The sequence below is a fragment of the Pseudomonas marvdashtae genome (assembly GCF_014268655.2).
Taxonomy (GTDB): Bacteria; Pseudomonadota; Gammaproteobacteria; order Pseudomonadales; family Pseudomonadaceae; genus Aquipseudomonas; species Aquipseudomonas marvdashtae.
Genome location: NZ_JABWQX020000003.1, coordinates 129639 through 146425, shown reverse-complemented (window position 1 = coordinate 146425; position 16787 = coordinate 129639). Strand labels below are relative to the sequence as shown.

Annotated in this window: 15 protein-coding genes; 8 read left to right on the top strand and 7 right to left on the bottom strand. The window is 60.3% G+C overall.

Annotated features, from left to right (window positions below):
* Positions 1-44 precede the first annotated feature (44 nt).
* The 3 genes from HU742_RS23560 to aspA form a co-directional block, all read right to left on the bottom strand.
* Entirely contained in the window at positions 45-1049 is a 1005-nt protein-coding gene (locus HU742_RS23560; protein WP_186644893.1) for an asparaginase, read from the bottom strand.
* Between the two features lie 131 nt (positions 1050-1180).
* Positions 1181-2632 carry an alanine/glycine:cation symporter family protein gene (locus HU742_RS23555; RefSeq protein WP_186633157.1) on the bottom strand — a complete coding sequence of 484 codons (1452 nt, stop codon included), beginning with the start codon at positions 2630-2632 and terminating at the stop codon, positions 1181-1183.
* Between the two features lie 487 nt (positions 2633-3119).
* Positions 3120-4544 carry an aspartate ammonia-lyase gene (gene aspA, locus HU742_RS23550; RefSeq protein WP_186611362.1) on the bottom strand — a complete coding sequence of 475 codons (1425 nt, stop codon included), beginning with the start codon at positions 4542-4544 and terminating at the stop codon, positions 3120-3122.
* Positions 4545-4726: 182 nt separating this feature from the next.
* Between aspA and HU742_RS23545 the strand changes: the two genes are divergently transcribed.
* From HU742_RS23545 to HU742_RS23525, 5 genes are all read left to right on the top strand, one after another.
* Positions 4727-5644, top strand: coding sequence for a LysR substrate-binding domain-containing protein (locus HU742_RS23545; protein WP_186633154.1), 918 nt, complete (start codon positions 4727-4729; stop codon positions 5642-5644).
* 235 nt (positions 5645-5879) lie between these two features.
* Positions 5880-6371: a 5-(carboxyamino)imidazole ribonucleotide mutase gene (purE, locus tag HU742_RS23540; protein ID WP_003187060.1), complete on the top strand. Its 492-nt coding sequence runs from the start codon at positions 5880-5882 to the stop codon at positions 6369-6371.
* Positions 6372-6384: 13 nt separating this feature from the next.
* The gene (locus HU742_RS23535) at positions 6385-7470 is read left to right on the top strand and encodes a 5-(carboxyamino)imidazole ribonucleotide synthase (protein ID WP_186633151.1); all 1086 of its coding nucleotides are present in this window, start codon (positions 6385-6387) and stop codon (positions 7468-7470) included.
* Positions 7471-7572: 102 nt separating this feature from the next.
* Positions 7573-7818: a GlsB/YeaQ/YmgE family stress response membrane protein gene (locus HU742_RS23530; protein WP_186633148.1), complete on the top strand. Its 246-nt coding sequence runs from the start codon at positions 7573-7575 to the stop codon at positions 7816-7818.
* A gap of 88 nt (positions 7819-7906) precedes the next feature.
* Positions 7907-8443, top strand: a complete 537-nt coding sequence (locus HU742_RS23525; RefSeq protein ID WP_186644891.1) for a DUF3299 domain-containing protein — start codon at positions 7907-7909, stop codon at positions 8441-8443.
* A gap of 68 nt (positions 8444-8511) precedes the next feature.
* Here the strand turns inward: HU742_RS23525 and HU742_RS23520 are convergent, their stop codons facing one another.
* Complete coding sequence (locus HU742_RS23520; protein ID WP_186633142.1) at positions 8512-9411, bottom strand: D-hexose-6-phosphate mutarotase; 900 nt, start codon at positions 9409-9411, stop codon at positions 8512-8514.
* A gap of 57 nt (positions 9412-9468) precedes the next feature.
* A complete protein-coding gene (locus tag HU742_RS23515; protein ID WP_030139126.1) occupies positions 9469-9873 on the bottom strand; it encodes an acyl-CoA thioesterase in 405 nt (134 codons plus the stop codon).
* 373 nt (positions 9874-10246) lie between these two features.
* On the opposite strand from HU742_RS23515, the gene HU742_RS23510 reads away from it, so the two are divergent.
* On the top strand, positions 10247-11545 hold the full coding sequence (locus HU742_RS23510) for an MFS transporter (protein ID WP_186644889.1): 1299 nt from the start codon (positions 10247-10249) through the stop codon (positions 11543-11545).
* 12 nt (positions 11546-11557) lie between these two features.
* Here HU742_RS23510 and HU742_RS23505 read toward each other — a convergent pair whose 3' ends face one another.
* Complete coding sequence (locus tag HU742_RS23505) at positions 11558-12049, bottom strand: PIN domain-containing protein (protein WP_186644887.1); 492 nt, start codon at positions 12047-12049, stop codon at positions 11558-11560.
* The gene (locus HU742_RS23500; RefSeq protein ID WP_186644885.1) at positions 12046-13104 is read right to left on the bottom strand and encodes a helix-turn-helix domain-containing protein; all 1059 of its coding nucleotides are present in this window, start codon (positions 13102-13104) and stop codon (positions 12046-12048) included. The genes HU742_RS23505 and HU742_RS23500 overlap by 4 nt, the downstream gene beginning before the upstream one ends.
* Before the next feature lie 231 nt (positions 13105-13335).
* Here HU742_RS23500 and HU742_RS23495 point away from each other — a divergent pair, with 231 nt between their 5' ends.
* Entirely contained in the window at positions 13336-14334 is a 999-nt protein-coding gene (locus HU742_RS23495; RefSeq protein WP_186633135.1) for a phosphate ABC transporter substrate-binding protein PstS, read from the top strand.
* Between the two features lie 407 nt (positions 14335-14741).
* Positions 14742-16775 carry an ABC transporter permease subunit gene (locus tag HU742_RS23490; RefSeq protein WP_186644914.1) on the top strand — a complete coding sequence of 678 codons (2034 nt, stop codon included), beginning with the start codon at positions 14742-14744 and terminating at the stop codon, positions 16773-16775.
* Positions 16776-16787 lie beyond the last annotated feature (12 nt).

The following is a 16787-nucleotide window of genomic DNA, read 5'->3' as shown; positions in this document are numbered from 1 at the left end:
GAGCAAGTTGTATGCCGCTCACTACACGTTGATGCAGGTTCGGATCAGCGCAGTTCGCCACACAGGTCCAGCTCAACCAACCGCCGAACCTCATTCACTGGCAACCCCGCGCCAATCAGCGCGTGCAATTTGCCGAACGCGGCCTCGCGGGTCATGCCGCCACCGGACAGCACGCCAACGCCACGCAAGCGGCTACCCGCTTCGTACACGTCCAGCTCAACGCCACCTTCATGGCATTGAGTGACCGCCACGACCACCACTCCGCTGTCCCGCGCCCGCTCCAGGCTCGCGAGGAAGGCCGGGTTGTCGCTCGGGCCGGTGCCGCTGCCGTAGCACTCCAGCACCAAGCCTTGGATGCCGCTGCCCAGCAGGCCTTCGACAATCTCGGCGCTGATGCCAGGGAACAGCGGCAGCGCCGCGACGTTCGCCAGTTGCTTGGGCTGGTTGTAGTTCAACGGCGCCGGCAGGGAATCGGCCTTGGCACCGCCGCCTTGGCGTTCCAGGTGCTTGAACGGATGACGACCCAAGCTGCGCACTTTCGCGCAACGGGTCGGCGCCAGCAACTCACCGTGGAAATACAGGTGCACGCCTGGCGCCAGGCCCTGGCCGAGGGCGACCAGTGCGCCGCTGAGGTTTTCCCAGGCATCGCTGTCGGTCACGCCGGCGGGCAGCATGGAACCGGTGAAGCACACCCGCGCGTGCAAGCCCAGCAACTGGAAACTCATGGCGGCGGCGCTGTAGGCCAGGGTGTCGGTGCCGTGCAGGATCAAGACGCTGTCGCAGCCTTGCACATCCACGGCATCGACCACTGCTTCGCGTAGTTGCTGCCAGTAGCCCGGGGTCATGTTGGCGCTGTCGATCAGCGGCGACATTTCCCGAAAGCGCCACTGCGGGACGACGAGTTCCGGCTGGCTGTGCAGGTAATCGCGCATCCGCGCTTCGAAACCGGATGCCGGGGCCAGGCCGTGGGCGCTGGCCTGCATGCCGATGGTGCCACCGGTGTAGAGCACCATGACGTGTTGGGCGGCAGGATAAGTCGAGGCATTCATGGGTGTTCTCCGAGGACGAAAACAGCAGCTTCATTTGCTGCTACAACATAAGGCCGAGCATGACGCCGACCTTGTGTTGTGTCACGCCGGGCGCAGGGGATGCGCCCGGTTTTTTTCAAACGGACTGTTGATCAGCGTTGCGCTGCAGCCAGGCTCGCCGGAGCGTTTCCAGATTCGGCGGCAGGTGCCGATGGGGTCGCTGGCCAGGCCTTGCGGTCCAGGTCCAGGTCCGGGAACTTGCTCGAGTCGAACACCGGCACCTTGATGCCAGCCGAACGCTGGTCGTCGTAGTCACGCAAGATGCGCATGCCGACCTTGAACAACAGGAACAGCGCGATCAGGTTCACGAATGCCAGCAGGGTCATGGTGATGTCGGCGAACGCAAACACGGTGCCCAGGTTCTCGATGGCGCCCCAGAAAATCAGCGCCAGGACCAGGGTGCGATACGCCATCAGCGCCTTGCGGTTTTCGCCGAGCATGAAGCGCAGGTTGTTCTCACCCAGATAGTAGTTGTAGAGGATCGAGGTGAACACGAACAACGACAAGGCTACGGAGATGAACACTCGGCCCCAGTCACCGACCACGGCCGCCAGGGAGTTCTGGGTCAGGGCAATGCCGTCGCCTTCGAAGCCCGGTGTGTAGAAACCCGACAGCAGGATCAGCAGCGCGGTGCAGGTGCAGATCACGAAGGTGTCGAGGAACACGCTGAACGCCTGGACCACACCTTGGGCAACCGGGTGTTCGACCGAGGCGACGGCTGCCACGTTAGGGGCGCTGCCCAGGCCGGCTTCGTTGGCGAATACGCCACGCTTGACGCCCATGACGATTGCGCTGCCGATCAGGCCGCCAAAGGCCTGGTCCAGGCCGAAGGCGCTCTTGACGATGGTCGCCAGCATGCCCGGTACATGTTCGAACTGCAGCACGATCACGTAGAGCGTCACCCCGATGTAGGCCAGGGTCTTGACCGGTACCAGCAGGTCGGCAACCTTGGCGATACGCTTGATCCCGCCGATGAATACCAGGCCCAGCAACGCAGCCAGGGCCAGGCCGGTGTAGGTCGTGTCGAAGCCGAAGGCATTGTTCAACGAGTGCGTCACGGCGTGGGCTTGCAGGCCGTTGAAGGCGAAGCCGAAGGTGATCAGCAGCAGGAACGCCATGATCATGCCCAGCCAGCGTTTCTGCAGGCCGTGCTGGATGTAGTAGGACGGGCCGCCACGGTACTGGCCTTCGGAGTCGCAGCGCTTGTAGAGCTGGCCGAGGGAGCACTCGAAGAAGCTGCTGGACATGCCGACCAGCGCAGTCACCCACATCCAGAACACCGCACCCGGGCCACCGAGCGTCACGGCAATGCCGACACCGGCGATGTTGCCCGCGCCGACGCGGCCGGCCAGGCTGAGCATCAAGGCCTGGAACGAACTGAGCTGGTCAGTGCTGCTTTTCAGGCTGTCGCGGAACACCGCGAACATATGAAAGAAATGACGGAACTGGACGAAACGCGAGCGGATCGTGAAGTAGCCACCGAGCCCGACAATGAGCACGATCAGCACTTTCCCTGAGAGGAAGTCGTTGATGACTTCGAGCATGTGTATTCCTCGCTGTTTTTTGTTTAAGCAATGCTGGCCATTTGGAAACATCGTGTTACATCGGTCCGCAGGCGGCTCGACAGGTCAGGCGATGTTTCGTCCCGGTCCACTTCGCGGGTTTGTTATTAGTTCGGTTTTCGCATGTTGTTGAGGCCTCGTTGACGACGACCACTCATGCGAAGAGGGGCGGCACTATACCTATCAGTGCGACGCCCGTCTGCACAGTTGTGGTGCGTGCGACGAAACGGACCTTTGTAGCTCCTGGCCTATCGGTCAGGTTCTTGCGGGAACGAGCCAGCTCGCGGTGGCGGGCGACGCGGGTTACAACGGCAGCGTGTTGTCGTTTATCGCGAGCCGGCTCGGTCCTACAGGTTCTGTCTTGCTTGCAGTCATTTGTTAAAAAAAAGGGCTTGGGGAACGAGTCCCCAAGCCCTCAAAAGGTGAGAGGTGTCTAGTCCCTCGACCTGGTGAGTTGTGGTCGCGTCGATCAAGCTTTCAGCGGGACCAGACGCGGAGCAATCATGTTTTCCGGGCGCAGGATGTCGTCGAGCATGGCGTCGTCGAGCAAACCTTCTTCGCGCACCAGTTCCAGCACGCCACGGCCGCTTTCCAGGGCAACGCGGGCGATGCGAGTGGCGTTTTCATAGCCGATATACGGATTCAGGGCGGTGACCAGGCCGATCGAATGCTCGACCAGTTCACGGCAGCGCGCTTCGTTTGCGGTGATGCCGACGATGCAGTGCTCGCGCAGCATGTCCATGGCCCGTTGCAGCAGGCGGATCGAGTCGAAGATCTTGAAGGCGATCAGCGGTTCCATCACGTTCAGTTGCAGCTGGCCGCCTTCGGCCGCCATGGTCAGCGCGAGGTCGTTGCCGATGATCTGGAACGCCACTTGGTTGACCGCTTCAGGAATCACCGGGTTGACCTTGCCGGGCATGATCGAGCTGCCTGGCTGGCGGGCCGGCAGGTTGATTTCATTGATGCCGGTGCGCGGGCCGCTGGACAGCAGGCGCAAGTCGTTGCAAATCTTCGACAGCTTGACTGCGGTGCGCTTGAGCATGCCGGAGAACAGCACGAAGGCGCCCATGTCAGAGGTGGCTTCGATCAGGTCGGCGGCCGGGACCAACGGCTGGCCACTGATAGTTGCCAGGCGCTGCACGGCAAGGGCCTGGTAGCGTGGGTCAGCGTTGATGCCGGTGCCGATGGCGGTGCCGCCCAGGTTCACTTCGGTGAGCAGTTCAGGCGCCAGGGTTTTCAGGCGCGCCAGGTCTTCGCCCAGGGTGGTGGCGAAGGCGCGGAATTCCTGGCCGAGCGTCATCGGCACGGCGTCTTGCAGTTGGGTGCGGCCCATTTTCAGGACATGGCTGAATTCCTGGCCCTTGGCGGCGAACGCCTGGATCAGGCTGTCGAGGCTGGCCAGCAGCGCGTCATGACCCAGCAGCAGACCCAGGCGGATCGCCGTCGGGTAGGCGTCGTTGGTGGACTGCGCCATGTTCACGTCGTTGTTGGGGTGCAGGTACTGGTACTCGCCTTTCTGGTGACCCATGGCCTCCAGCGCGATGTTGGCGATGACCTCGTTGGCATTCATGTTGGTCGACGTGCCTGCGCCGCCCTGAATCATGTCCACCACGAACTCTTCGTGGAAATCCCCGCGGATCAACCGTGCGCAGGCTTCGCTGATCGCGGCGTGCTTGGCTTCGCTGAGTTGGCCCAGCTCACGGTTGGCGTCAGCGGCGGCTTGCTTGACCATCGCCAGACCGACCACCAGCTTGGGGTAATGCGAGATCGGGACACCGGAGAGACGAAAGTTGTTGATCGCTCGCAGGGTCTGGATGCCGTAATACGCTTGCGCCGGTACTTCGAGTACGCCAAGCAGGTCTTTTTCTGTGCGGAATGATGCAGCGGAGGACATGATGGAAATCATCTCAATAAGGACCCGGTCTGTGCCGGAACGCTGTGAATCCTAGGCTTTCAGGAAAATTTGGGCCAATGCTGTTAAACACTGGCCTATGCATATTCGGCATAATGCGCGTGTGACGCCGACGACTCGGCGAACGTGCGACCTGTTTTGGTGCGTCCTTCGGGAGGGCGATGATGAATCTTGAAAGCAAATGGCTCGAGGACTTCAGTGCCTTGGCCGCGACTCGCAGTTTTTCCCAGGCGGCCGAGCGGCGCTTTGTCACGCAACCGGCTTTCAGTCGGCGGATCCGCAGTCTGGAAGCGGCGCTGGGGCTGACGTTGGTCAACCGCTCCCGTACGCCGATCGAACTGACCGCGGCGGGGCAACTGTTCCTGGTGACGGCGCGCACCGTGGTCGAGCAGTTGGGCGAGGTGCTCAGGCATTTGCACCATCTGGAAGGCGGGCAGGGCGAAGTGATCCAAGTGGCGGCGGCCCATTCCCTGGCGCTGGGTTTCTTCCCACGCTGGATCGCGCAATTGCGCAACGAAGGGATGAACATCGCCACGCGACTGGTCGCGACCAACGTGGGCGATGCCGTGCATGCGTTGCGCGAGGGCGGTTGTGATTTGATGCTGGCTTTCTACGACCCGGATTCGGCGATGCAAATGGACCCGGAGATTTTCCCGTCCCTGCACCTGGGCCAGACCGAGATGCTCCCGGTCTGTGCGGCCGACGCTGACCGCAAGCCGTTATTTGACTTGGAGGGCGAGGCCAGCGTGCCCTTGCTGGCCTACAGTGCCGGGGCATTCCTGGGACGTTCGGTGAATCAATTGTTGCGCCAGCGCGCGTTGCGCTTCACCACGGTCTATGAGACGGCCATGGCCGACAGCTTGAAAAGCATGGCCCTGGAAGGGCTGGGCATCGCCTGGGTGCCGCGGCTCAGCGTACGCGCCGAGCTGGAGCGTGGGGAGCTGGTGATCTGCGGCGGACCACAATGGCATGTGCCGCTCGAGATCCGCCTGTACCGCTGCGCTCTGGTGCGCAAGGCCAATGTACGGTTGTTGTGGCGCAAGCTCGAGAGCGGGGTTGCGCAAGGCGGGACTGGCGCTTGAATCAAGTCCCCCCGCAAGGGTTTTCCATTGACCTCAGGGTCAATAAAACCGCCGTTTAACCACAAATGACAGATGGTCGCGGCAGGGGCTGTTTATCTGCTTCATTGCGGTATACTGCGCGGCCTTTGGCCGGTCCAGATCGGCCATAATTCGTACAACAAGCCACGCTGGTTTTCCCGCGTGGCTTGTTGTTTTTTGACGCGCCTGCGGGCGCCCAGAGAGAAGAGGCACGACGATGAGTGCACTGGTTGGCGTGATCATGGGCTCCAAGTCCGATTGGTCCACCCTTAGCCACACCGCCGATATGCTGGAAAAGCTCGGCATCCCTTACGAGGTGAAAGTGGTGTCCGCCCACCGTACCCCGGACCTGCTGTTCCAGTACGCCGAAGAGGCCGAGTCCCGTGGCATCGAGGTGATCATCGCCGGAGCCGGTGGCGCGGCCCATCTGCCAGGCATGTGTGCGGCCAAGACGCACCTGCCGGTGCTGGGCGTGCCGGTGCAGTCATCGATGCTCTCGGGTGTCGATTCGCTGCTGTCGATCGTACAGATGCCAGCCGGCATCCCGGTCGCTACCCTGGCCATCGGCAAGGCCGGCGCGATCAACGCGGCGCTGCTGTCGGCCAGCATCCTGGGCGCCAAGCATCCACAATTTCATACCGTGCTGAAAAAATTCCGCGCTGAGCAGACAGACAGCGTCCTGGACAATCCAGACCCACGCATTGCCTGAGGTTGTTGACGAAATGAAAATCGGTGTAATCGGTGGCGGCCAGTTGGGTCGCATGTTGGCCTTGGCGGGTACGCCGCTGGGGATGAACTTCGCTTTCCTGGATCCGGCGCCGGACGCCTGCGCCGCTGCCCTGGGTGAACATCTGCGGGCCGATTACGGTGATCAGGATCACCTGCGTCAGTTGGCCGATGAAGTCGACCTGGTGACCTTCGAATTCGAAAGCGTCCCGGCCGAGACCGTTGCCTTCCTGTCCCAGTTCGTCCCGGTCTACCCGAGCGCCGAAGCCCTGCGCATCGCCCGCGATCGCTGGTTCGAAAAGAACATGTTCAAGGACTTGGGCATCCCGACGCCGGCCTTCGCCGATATCCAGTCTCAAGCTGACCTTGAAGCGGCTGTCGCTTCCATCGGCCTGCCAGCCGTGCTCAAGACCCGCACCCTGGGTTACGACGGCAAGGGCCAGAAAGTCTTGCGCAACGCCGAAGACGTCGCCGGCACGTTTGCCGAGCTGGGCAGCGTCGGCTGCCTGCTGGAAGGCTTCGTACCCTTCACCGGCGAAGTCTCGCTGATTGCCGTGCGTGCCCGTGACGGTGAACTGCGCTTCTACCCGCTGGTGCACAACACCCACAAGGACGGCATTCTCAAGCTGTCCGTCGCCAGCACCGACCATCCGCTGCAAGCGTTGGCCGAAGACTACTCCAGCCGAGTGCTCAAGCAGCTCGACTATGTTGGCGTCATGGCGTTCGAGTTCTTCGAAGTGGACGGTGGCCTCAAGGCCAACGAAATCGCTCCGCGTGTGCATAACTCCGGGCATTGGACTACTGAAGGCGCCGAGTGCAGCCAGTTCGAAAATCACCTGCGGGCGGTGGCCGGGCTGCCACTGGGGTCGACGGCCAAGGTCGGTGAGAGCGCAATGCTGAACTTCATCGGCAAAGTGCCGGATACCGAGAAAGTCCTGGCGATTGCCGACTGTCATCTGCACCACTATGGCAAGGCGTTCAAAGTGGGCCGAAAGGTCGGTCACGCCAACCTGCGTTGCGCCGACAGGGCCACGCTGGCCCAGCAGATCATCAAGGTCGAGACGCTGATCGCCGAGCAATAATCCGAAACATTCTTTGAACCATTCGTCGGCCGGCTTCTCTCATGGCAAGGTGCCAAAGTCTGACTAGGCTTTGGCATAGCTATTCAACCAGAGGGAAATGCCATGGGAATCATCGGAACCATCTTAATCGGCTTGATCGTCGGCCTGCTGGCGCGCTTCCTCAAACCGGGCGATGACAGCATGGGCTGGATCATGACCATCCTGCTCGGTATCGGCGGTTCGTTGGCGGCCACTTACGGCGGCCAGGCCTTGGGTATCTATCAGGCGGGCGAAGGCGCTGGTTTCCTCGGTGCCCTGGTGGGCGCGGTGGTATTGCTGGTGATCTACGGCTTGATCAAAAGAAACTGATTAAACCTGATGAAGCCCTCTCTGCGCGGCGCACGGAGAGGGCTAAACTGCCCGGCGTTTCATTCCTCACTCATTGCCGAGCACTTTCATGCGCCGTTTAGTGTTGACCCTTCTTCTACTGGGCAGTGGCCTGGCCCATGCCGCCGAGCTGGCGGAAACCGACTGGCTCGAACTGATGCCAAAGTCCGACCAGAAAGCCCTCGAGGCCATGCCTGAGATCGACCACAACTCCCCCGAAGCCAGCGGCACCTTCACCGAAAAGGGCGGCCTGAAGCAGAGCAAAGGCTTGCCGGCGGTGATGTATTCGGCCAAGACCGTGGCGTCGATGAACGACAAGCACATCCGCCTGGGTGGTTATCCGGTTCCTTTGGAAACTGATGCCAAGGGCCGGAGCACATTGTTTTTCCTGGTGCCTTATCCCGGTGCCTGCATCCACGTCCCGCCACCGCCGCCCAATCAACTGGTGCTGGTGCGCTATCCCAAGGGCCTGAAGCTTGACGATATCTACACGCCACTGTGGGTCACCGGCACGCTGAAAATCGAAAAGGTCGACAACGACCTGGCGAGCGCCGCGTATGCGATGGAGGCGGAGAAGGTGAGGGTGGTAGTGGACGCGGATCTGTAACAGGCGCAAATGCGGCTGGACCCGAATGTGGGAGCGGGCTTGCTCCCACATCTTGGTGTCGAGGGTGGCTAGAGCGGCTTGCTGGCGATGCTCACACCCAGCGTATGACGAGCGTCGGGCAACAGCGTCACCACATCGTCCATCACATTCGCCGTCTCGATGCACAGCATGCGCTGCCAGCCATCATCGGCCATGTCGCTGAAAGCCTTGGCCCGTTCGGTCCACGGGTTCCAGACTACCGCCGAGCGCGAGCCGACGCTGGCCAACTCGATCCGTCGATTCCAATGCGCGTCCACGATGCTCAGCGTCGGTGGCGTATCGAGGTAGATACGGTCCGTTTCGCCGGCAAAATGCAAATCACCGGCCTGGGAGTGGATGTTCCAATCGTCCAGGGTCTCGATATAGCGCAAGCCATCCACACCGTCGACGTGTACGTTACGCACGTCGCTGACAGCGAAATAGCTGTGCAGCGCCTGGCTGAGGCTGACGGTTTCGCTGCCCCGGTTATGGCTGGTGAGGTGGATATGCAGTTGCTCGTCCATCACGATCGTCAGCGTCAGGTCTACGTGGTGGGGCCAGCCCGAGAGGCCGTTTTCCGGGTAGGGCAAGACGAATTCGATCTTCAGGCTTTCGCCCTCGGCCTCGATGCCCTTGAGTTCCCAATCCATCGCTCGCACCAAGCCGTGGGCCGTGGCCGGTTCGTTGCTGACGCGCATCGCCTGGACGCTGTCGGGGTTGCGTGTCAGGTTGCCGAACCATGGCCAGCACACCGGCACGCCGGCGCGGATGCTCTTACCGCTCTTGAACGTGGCCTGGTCGTTGAGCCAGATCAACGGCGGCTGGCCGTCCACTTGATAGCTGAGGACATGCGCGCCTTGCTGGGCCACCAGCAACTCGGCCTGACCGTGGCGGATGCGCCAACCGTTCAGTTCATCCAGTTTGACGGCTTCGACGTTAGGCGTAGGCATCTTGCAAATCTCGTTCAGGAACATGAACTGCAATGGACCGCAAAACGGTCGCCGTGTTTAACGGGCGCGTGGCGGAACCGAGCGGGTGCGACCACTGCCATCAATGGCGACAAATACAAACACCGCTTCGGTGACCTTGCGCCATTCACTGGACAGCGGGTCGTCGCTCCAGACTTCAACCATCATCTGGATCGAGCTGCGACCGATTTCCAGGGCCTGGGTATAGAACGACAACTGCGCGCCGACGGCCACCGGCACCAGGAATGCCATGCGATCAATGGCCACGGTTGCCACGCGTCCGCCGGCCACTTTGCTGGCCATCGCGGTGCCGGCGAGGTCCATCTGGGACACCAGCCAGCCGCCAAAAATATCGCCAAAGCCGTTGGTGTCGCGAGGAAGCGCGGTGATTTGCAGGGCCAGGTCGCCTTGCGGAATCGGATCTTCTTGTTCGAGCTCTATCATGCCGGGGGGCCTCTGACCCGTAACTCTGTCTTGTCTTTCAGGTGAATAGCCGTCTTTGAAAAAAACGATTCAGCCCGAACATGCCACGTTCGTCACGTTTTTCGTAAAGGCGTGCCAAAGGGAAACTCTGCGAAACCGGCTGATTTGACTACATCACCAACGACGTTTTCGCACAGCAACCCCTTACAGAGTGTCGCAAGGTTGCGAGTATATCGGGCGATAGACGTCGAGACGACCACTGGGTTCTGATTTCGACTGTCTATTACGCACCTCTATGTGCTTTTTCGAACAATTTGCTATCGTGCCGGACCTGCCCAGGCTCCCATTGCGCGTTGTCGGGGCCGCAGAACCGACTATAAGAGAAGCCCTTGCCATGACCACTGCGCCTTCGAGCACGGCGACGTCCGCACAACCCGCCCGTCCGCTGACCCGTAATGACTACAAGACCCTGTCGCTTTCTGCCTTGGGCGGTGCGCTGGAGTTCTACGATTTCATCATTTTCGTGTTCTTCGCCACCGTGGTCGGCAAGCTGTTCTTTCCCGCCGAGATGCCCGAATGGCTGCGCCTGATGCAAACGTTTGGCATCTTTGCCGCCGGTTATCTGGCCCGGCCGCTGGGCGGGATCGTCATGGCCCACTTCGGTGACCTGCTGGGCCGCAAGAAAATGTTCACCCTGAGCATTTTCATGATGGCGGTGCCCACCTTGATCATGGGCTTGCTGCCGACATATGCGCAGATCGGCATGTGGGCGCCGATCCTCTTGTTGCTGATGCGGGTGATTCAGGGCGCGGCCATCGGCGGCGAAGTGCCTGGGGCCTGGGTATTCGTTTCCGAGCATGTGCCAGCGCGCCACATCGGCTATGCCTGCGGCACCCTGACCTGTGGCCTGACGGCGGGGATTCTGCTGGGGTCGCTGGTGGCCACCGCCATTAATAGCCTCTATACACCGGTGGAAGTGGCGGATTACGCCTGGCGGATCCCGTTCCTGCTGGGCGGTGTGTTCGGCTTGTTCTCGGTGTATCTGCGCCGCTGGCTCCACGAAACCCCGGTATTCGCCGAGCTGCAGCTGCGCAAGGCCCTGGCCGAAGAGGTACCGCTGCGGGCCGTGCTGCGCGACCATCGCGGCGCAATCGCCATTTCGATGCTGCTGACCTGGCTGCTGTCGGCCGGGGTCATCGTCGTCATCCTGATGACGCCGACGGTGCTGCAGACTGTGTATCACTTCAGCCCGACGACGGCATTGCAGGCCAATAGCCTGGCGATTGTGTTCCTGAGTTTCGGTTGCATTGGCGCGGGTGTGCTGGCCGACCGTTTCGGTGCGGGGCGGGTGTTTGTCTTCGGCAGCGGTTTGCTGCTCGTCACGTTCTGGACCTTCTACCACAGCTTGTTCGAGCACCCTGACTGGTTGTTCCCGCTCTACGCCTTGAGCGGTTTGCTGGTGGGCACCATCGGCGCGGTGCCTTACGTCATGGTCAATGCGTTCCCGGCCGTGGTGCGCTTCAGTGGCCTGTCGTTTTCCTACAACCTGGCCTACGCAATCTTCGGCGGATTGACACCGATGATCGTGACCTTGCTGTTGAAAGAGAGCCCGATGGGGCCAGCGTATTACGTGGCGATCATCTGCGGGATCGGGATGGTGGTGGGCGGTTATCTTTGGAAGAAGGGTCGCTAAGGTCGATTGAGTTCAGGGCTTTCGCCAGGCCGAAAGCCTTGCGTCGCATTCGGCAGTGGGGAGGCGCGCTCCGTGTCCTAGCATATTTTCCAGCGCGTTGGCAGCAAGCACTGGAGGGATCACCCCGGTCATGACCATTGAGTCCAGCAGCCACAGCGCTCCATATACTTGTAGGCCATCTCGTTGTGCTTGGCGCCTGAGCTTGCCATCTCCTGTCAGAAGTGGTCTACCCGTATCTTGCGCGAGTAGGTAGCAAGAGACGTCTGCCAGCGAGCTATTGTTGTGCTCGATCTTGAGATTGAAAAGTCGAGCCACCCCAGGACCATCGAAAGACTCGACAATCAACCCAAAGGCAAGTAACTCGTCATGAGAAAAGTCCTCAAGCTCTTGTAGCACGAAGTCTGTGCAGCAAAGTGTGAATGGCAACTTGAACATGTGCTCCAGCAACCCGGCATTTCTGAAATCGATCCAGATATTCGTATCGCTGATGTAGACCAGACTCATGCACTCTCCAGTGAGCCCAGAAAATTGGGGTCAAGCACACTCACTGGTTTTTGTAACAATTCGGCTGCCCGGGATTTGGTCATAAGCCCTTCGGCCAGCCCCCAAAACACTAACGATTCGAAGCGTTGCGGCGGTTTGCATGGCATAGGCTCGGGTTCGTTTTTACGCCATCCATTAGCACTGAACTGAATGGTCAGAGACTTGTAGCCGCCTTCGCTCAAAAGATGAAGATCTTTAAGACGGCGTAGCGCTGCCTGCATAGAAATTCCATAGTCACGCTTGGCAATGAGGAGCTCACGAGGATGGACGCGGGAACGAGGATGGCTACCAAAATCGTTGATGACGCCTTTTGCTGGATATAGGAATGCCCCAGCGAAACGGTGGCAGCAATTTTCCTTGTCCCGCTCGGACATGTCTTCTGGCAATTGCATAACCCAATGGCCAAGCTCATGGGCGGCGGTGAAACGTATTCGCTCACCGGGACGTTCAGCGTTCAGCGCGATTAAGACATGGCGGCCATCAATGGTAGCAGCGCAGGCACCGTCGAAATCGTCTGGCCCATTCAGCATCGCGACCTTGATGCTGTGCTCTTCCATTTGCTCGGTCAGGTTGGAGATGGGGTCGCTGCCAATCCCCCAGAAATTTCGCAATTGCTCGGCCGCCCCTTCTGCTTCGTCTATGCAGGAAACTGTCAGCATTTGTGGTGGAGTGGCAGGTGTTTGGACAGTGGCCGGATCGAAGCAATCTTCCAAAGCGATGTAGCGCTCAAGATGTTCACGCATCTGTTCTTCAATCTGTATCTGGCGGTATTTGGGCATTTTCGCCAGTTTGCGAAATTCCAGCGGAGCAAGCGGGACCAAATCCGCCCGGAAGAAGTATTCAGGACTGATCTGCAATATTTTCGCGATTTTCAACAGGCGAGCCGAGCCGGGGGTAGCCAACCCCTTCTCATATTTGCTGAGTGCTTGCTTAGTAATGTCACCTAGTTGAAGCGCCAAGGCTTCAAGCGACATGCCCCTCAAGACGCGGGCGCGGCGAATTCGTTCATTGATCATGAGTGCCTCTCGTGGTTGACAAGGTTATATTTTGTTGTGAGTTTGTCAACCTTGAGGCTTGGGATTCTTCTATCGGTCGGTTGTTCTGGGAAAAGAGTCAAATGCATCAAGAACCCTCCGGCAATCTCAATACTGGCCTTTCATCCAATTGTCATATTTCAGCAATAGAGTGTTCACAAGGCTTACCGATACTTGGCCGACTTAACACACCCTATCTGCTAGGAGTAAGGCATGAAACTGAAGCGTTTGATGGCGGCAATGACTGTCGTCGCTGCTGGCGTTGCGACTGCCAACGCGGTTGCCGCTGTTGACCCTGCGATCCCGAGCTACACCAAGACCACTGGTGTGTCGGGCAACCTGTCCAGCGTCGGCTCCGATACCCTGGCCAACCTGATGACCTTGTGGGCTGAGAACTACAAGAAAGAATACCCGAACGTAAACATCCAGATTCAGGCCGCCGGTTCCTCCACCGCGCCGCCCGCGCTCACCGAAGGCACCGCCAACCTGGGCCCGATGAGCCGCAAGATGAAGGACAACGAACTGCAGGCCTTCGAAACCAAGTACGGCTACAAGCCTACCGCTATCCCGGTTGCCGTGGACGCCCTGGCCGTATTCGTCCATAAGGACAACCCGATCAAGCACCTGACCATGGCTCAAGTCGATGCCATCTTCTCCTCGACTCGCCTGTGCGGCGCCAAGGCTGACGTCAAGACCTGGGGCGACCTGGGCGTGACCGGCGACCTGGCCAACAAGCCAGTCCAGCTGTTCGGCCGTAACTCGGTGTCCGGCACCTACGGCTACTTCAAGGAAGAAGCACTGTGCAAAGGCGACTATAAGCCTAACGTCAACGAACAGCCGGGTTCGGCTTCGGTTGTGCAGTCGATCAGCAGCTCGCTTAACGGCGTCGGCTACTCGGGCATCGGCTACAAGACGGCTAGCGTGAAAACCGTTGCCTTGGCGAAGAAAGAAGGCGGCGAATTCATCGAAGACACCGAAGAAAACGCCCTGAACGGCAAGTACCCGCTGTCGCGCTTCCTCTACGTCTACGTCAACAAGGCCCCGAACAAGCCTCTGGCCCCGCTGGAAGCTGAGTTCGTGAAGCTGATCCTGTCCAAGCAAGGCCAGGAAGTCGTGGTCAAGGACGGTTACATCCCGCTGCCAGCCAAGGTTGCCGCCAAGGCACTGGCTGACCTGGGCCTGCAAGAAGGCGGCAACGTCGCCAAGCAGTAATACCTGAGCCCGGGCCAACGCCCGGGCTGCTGTGGGAGAGAAGACTACTCCCGCGGCTTAATTTTCCTGTCCGCTGCCAGCGTCTCGTTGGCGGCGGATTTGTTGCGTCACTTCACTGTCATCTTTCTGTCATACAGGATCGCTAGGGTGTGCGCATGAATGATCTGGCCAACTCCACAATGACTACGACTTCCCCTCCCAAGCGCATTGACTTCAATACGCCTGAGCTGCAACGCAAGCGTCGCATCCGCGCGCTCAAGGATCGCCTGACCCGCTGGTACGTACTGGTTGGCGGCCTCGCCGTCCTCGCAGCAATCACCCTGATTTTCTTCTTCCTGGCCTATGTGGTGCTCCCGCTGTTCCAAGGTGCGGACCTCACGGCCAAGGATTCGATCACGCCCGCCTGGATGCAAGACGCCGGCAAGCCGCTGATGATCGCCATCGAAGAGCAGAACCAAGTCGCCATGCGGATTTCCGACAAGGGCCAAGCGCTGTTTTTCGAGCTCGACAACGGTGCCGAACTGCGTCGCGTCGACCTGCCGATCCCGGCCGGCGCCAGCGTGACGTCCATCGGCGAAGACCAGCCCGGCAGCCCGCTGGTAGCGATCGGTCTTTCCAATGGCCAGGCCCTGGTGGTGCGCCACACTTATAAAGTCAGCTATCCCGACGGCAAGAAAACCATTTCGCCCGCCATCGAATACCCTTACGGCGAGACCCCAATCGCCTTGAACGAGCAGGGCGCGCCTCTTGAGCACGTGAGCCTCAACGCCACCGATTCGACGCTGCTGCTGGCAGGCTCCAGCGGCGCGCAACTGTATGTGCTGTCGCTGACCAGCGAAGAAAACATGATGACCGGTGAAATCACCAGCGAGCAGACACGCATCGAGCTGCCGCAGATGACCGAGCCGGTGAAGAACATTTTCGTCGACCCGCGCCAGCAATGGCTGTATGTGATCAACGGACGTGCTCAAGCCGATGTGTTCAGCCTGCGGGACAAGAGCCTCAACGGTCGCTACAAGCTGCTGGAAAACGCCGAAGCCCAGATCACCGCCACTGCTCAACTGGTGGGCGGTATCTCGCTGATCTTCGGGGACTCCAAAGGTGGCTTGGCCCAGTGGTTCATGGCTCGCGATCCGGACGGCGAACAGCGCCTGAAGCAGATCCGTACCTTCCAGATGGGCTCTGCGCCGATCGTTGAAATCAGCGCCGAAGAGCGTCGCAAAGGCTTCGTCGCCCTCGACGCCGCCGGCAAGCTCGGCGTGTTCCACAGCACCGCCCACCGTACCTTGCTGGTAGACCAGGTGGTCGATGGCGAAGGCCTGTTTGGTATGTCGCCGCGTGCAAACCGGTTGATCGTGGAGCAGGGCGGCAAGCTGCAACCGTTGTCGCTTGAGAACCCGCACCCGGAAGTTTCGTGGAGCGCGTTGTGGAGCAAGGTCTGGTACGAAAACTACGACGAACCCAAGTACGTCTGGCAATCGACCGCCGCCAACACCGACTTCGAACCCAAGCTGAGCCTTTCGCCGCTGACCTTCGGTACCCTGAAGGCCGCTTTCTACGCGATGCTGCTGGCCGCGCCGCTGGCGGTTGCCGCCGCGATCTACACCGCCTACTTCATGGCCCCGGGCATGCGCCGCAAGGTCAAGCCAGTGATCGAGCTGATGGAGGCGATGCCGACGGTGATCCTCGGCTTCTTCGCCGGCCTGTTCCTGGCGCCATACGTTGAAGGGCACCTGCCAGGCATCTTCAGCCTGCTGATGTTGCTGCCGATCGGCATCCTGGTCGCCGGTTTTGCTTTCAGCCGCCTGCCGGAATCCATTCGCCTGCGAGTGCCGGACGGCTGGGAAAGCGCCCTGTTGATCCCGGTGATCCTCCTCATCGGCTGGCTCTCGTTGTACATGAGCCCGTACATGGAAGCCTGGTTCTTCGGCGGCGACATGCGCATGTGGATCTCCCATGACCTGGGCATTACCTACGACCAGCGCAACGCCTTGGTGGTTGGCCTGGCGATGGGCTTCGCCGTGATCCCGAACATCTATTCGATCGCCGAAGACGCCGTGTTCAGCGTGCCACGCGGCCTGACCCTGGGCTCCCTGGCCCTCGGTGCCACGCCCTGGCAGACCATGACGCGCGTGGTGATCCTCACCGCCAGCCCGGGCATTTTCTCGGCACTGATGATCGGCATGGGCCGGGCGGTGGGCGAGACGATGATCGTGCTGATGGCCACCGGCAACACGCCGGTCATGGAAATGAACCTGTTCGAAGGCCTGCGCACCCTGGCGGCCAACGTGGCAGTGGAAATGCCTGAATCGGAAGTCGGCGGCAGCCACTACCGCGTGCTGTTCCTGTCGGCCTTGGTGCTGCTGTTGTTCACCTTCGTCATGAACACCCTCGCCGAGCTGATCCGTCAGCGTCTGCGCAAGAAATATTCGTCGCTTTAAGAAAGGTAGAAG

Coding starts and splice junctions, on each gene's coding strand:
- HU742_RS23560 (WP_186644893.1), bottom strand. CDS start 1,049: ATGAATGCCTCGACTTATCCTGCCGCCCAACACGTCATGGTGCTCTAC.
- HU742_RS23555 (WP_186633157.1), bottom strand. CDS start 2,632: ATGCTCGAAGTCATCAACGACTTCCTCTCAGGGAAAGTGCTGATCGTG.
- aspA (WP_186611362.1), bottom strand. CDS start 4,544: ATGTCCTCCGCTGCATCATTCCGCACAGAAAAAGACCTGCTTGGCGTA.
- HU742_RS23545 (WP_186633154.1), top strand. CDS start 4,727: ATGAATCTTGAAAGCAAATGGCTCGAGGACTTCAGTGCCTTGGCCGCG.
- purE (WP_003187060.1), top strand. CDS start 5,880: ATGAGTGCACTGGTTGGCGTGATCATGGGCTCCAAGTCCGATTGGTCC.
- HU742_RS23535 (WP_186633151.1), top strand. CDS start 6,385: ATGAAAATCGGTGTAATCGGTGGCGGCCAGTTGGGTCGCATGTTGGCC.
- HU742_RS23530 (WP_186633148.1), top strand. CDS start 7,573: ATGGGAATCATCGGAACCATCTTAATCGGCTTGATCGTCGGCCTGCTG.
- HU742_RS23525 (WP_186644891.1), top strand. CDS start 7,907: ATGCGCCGTTTAGTGTTGACCCTTCTTCTACTGGGCAGTGGCCTGGCC.
- HU742_RS23520 (WP_186633142.1), bottom strand. CDS start 9,411: ATGCCTACGCCTAACGTCGAAGCCGTCAAACTGGATGAACTGAACGGT.
- HU742_RS23515 (WP_030139126.1), bottom strand. CDS start 9,873: ATGATAGAGCTCGAACAAGAAGATCCGATTCCGCAAGGCGACCTGGCC.
- HU742_RS23510 (WP_186644889.1), top strand. CDS start 10,247: ATGACCACTGCGCCTTCGAGCACGGCGACGTCCGCACAACCCGCCCGT.
- HU742_RS23505 (WP_186644887.1), bottom strand. CDS start 12,049: ATGAGTCTGGTCTACATCAGCGATACGAATATCTGGATCGATTTCAGA.
- HU742_RS23500 (WP_186644885.1), bottom strand. CDS start 13,104: ATGATCAATGAACGAATTCGCCGCGCCCGCGTCTTGAGGGGCATGTCG.
- HU742_RS23495 (WP_186633135.1), top strand. CDS start 13,336: ATGAAACTGAAGCGTTTGATGGCGGCAATGACTGTCGTCGCTGCTGGC.
- HU742_RS23490 (WP_186644914.1), top strand. CDS start 14,742: ATGCAAGACGCCGGCAAGCCGCTGATGATCGCCATCGAAGAGCAGAAC.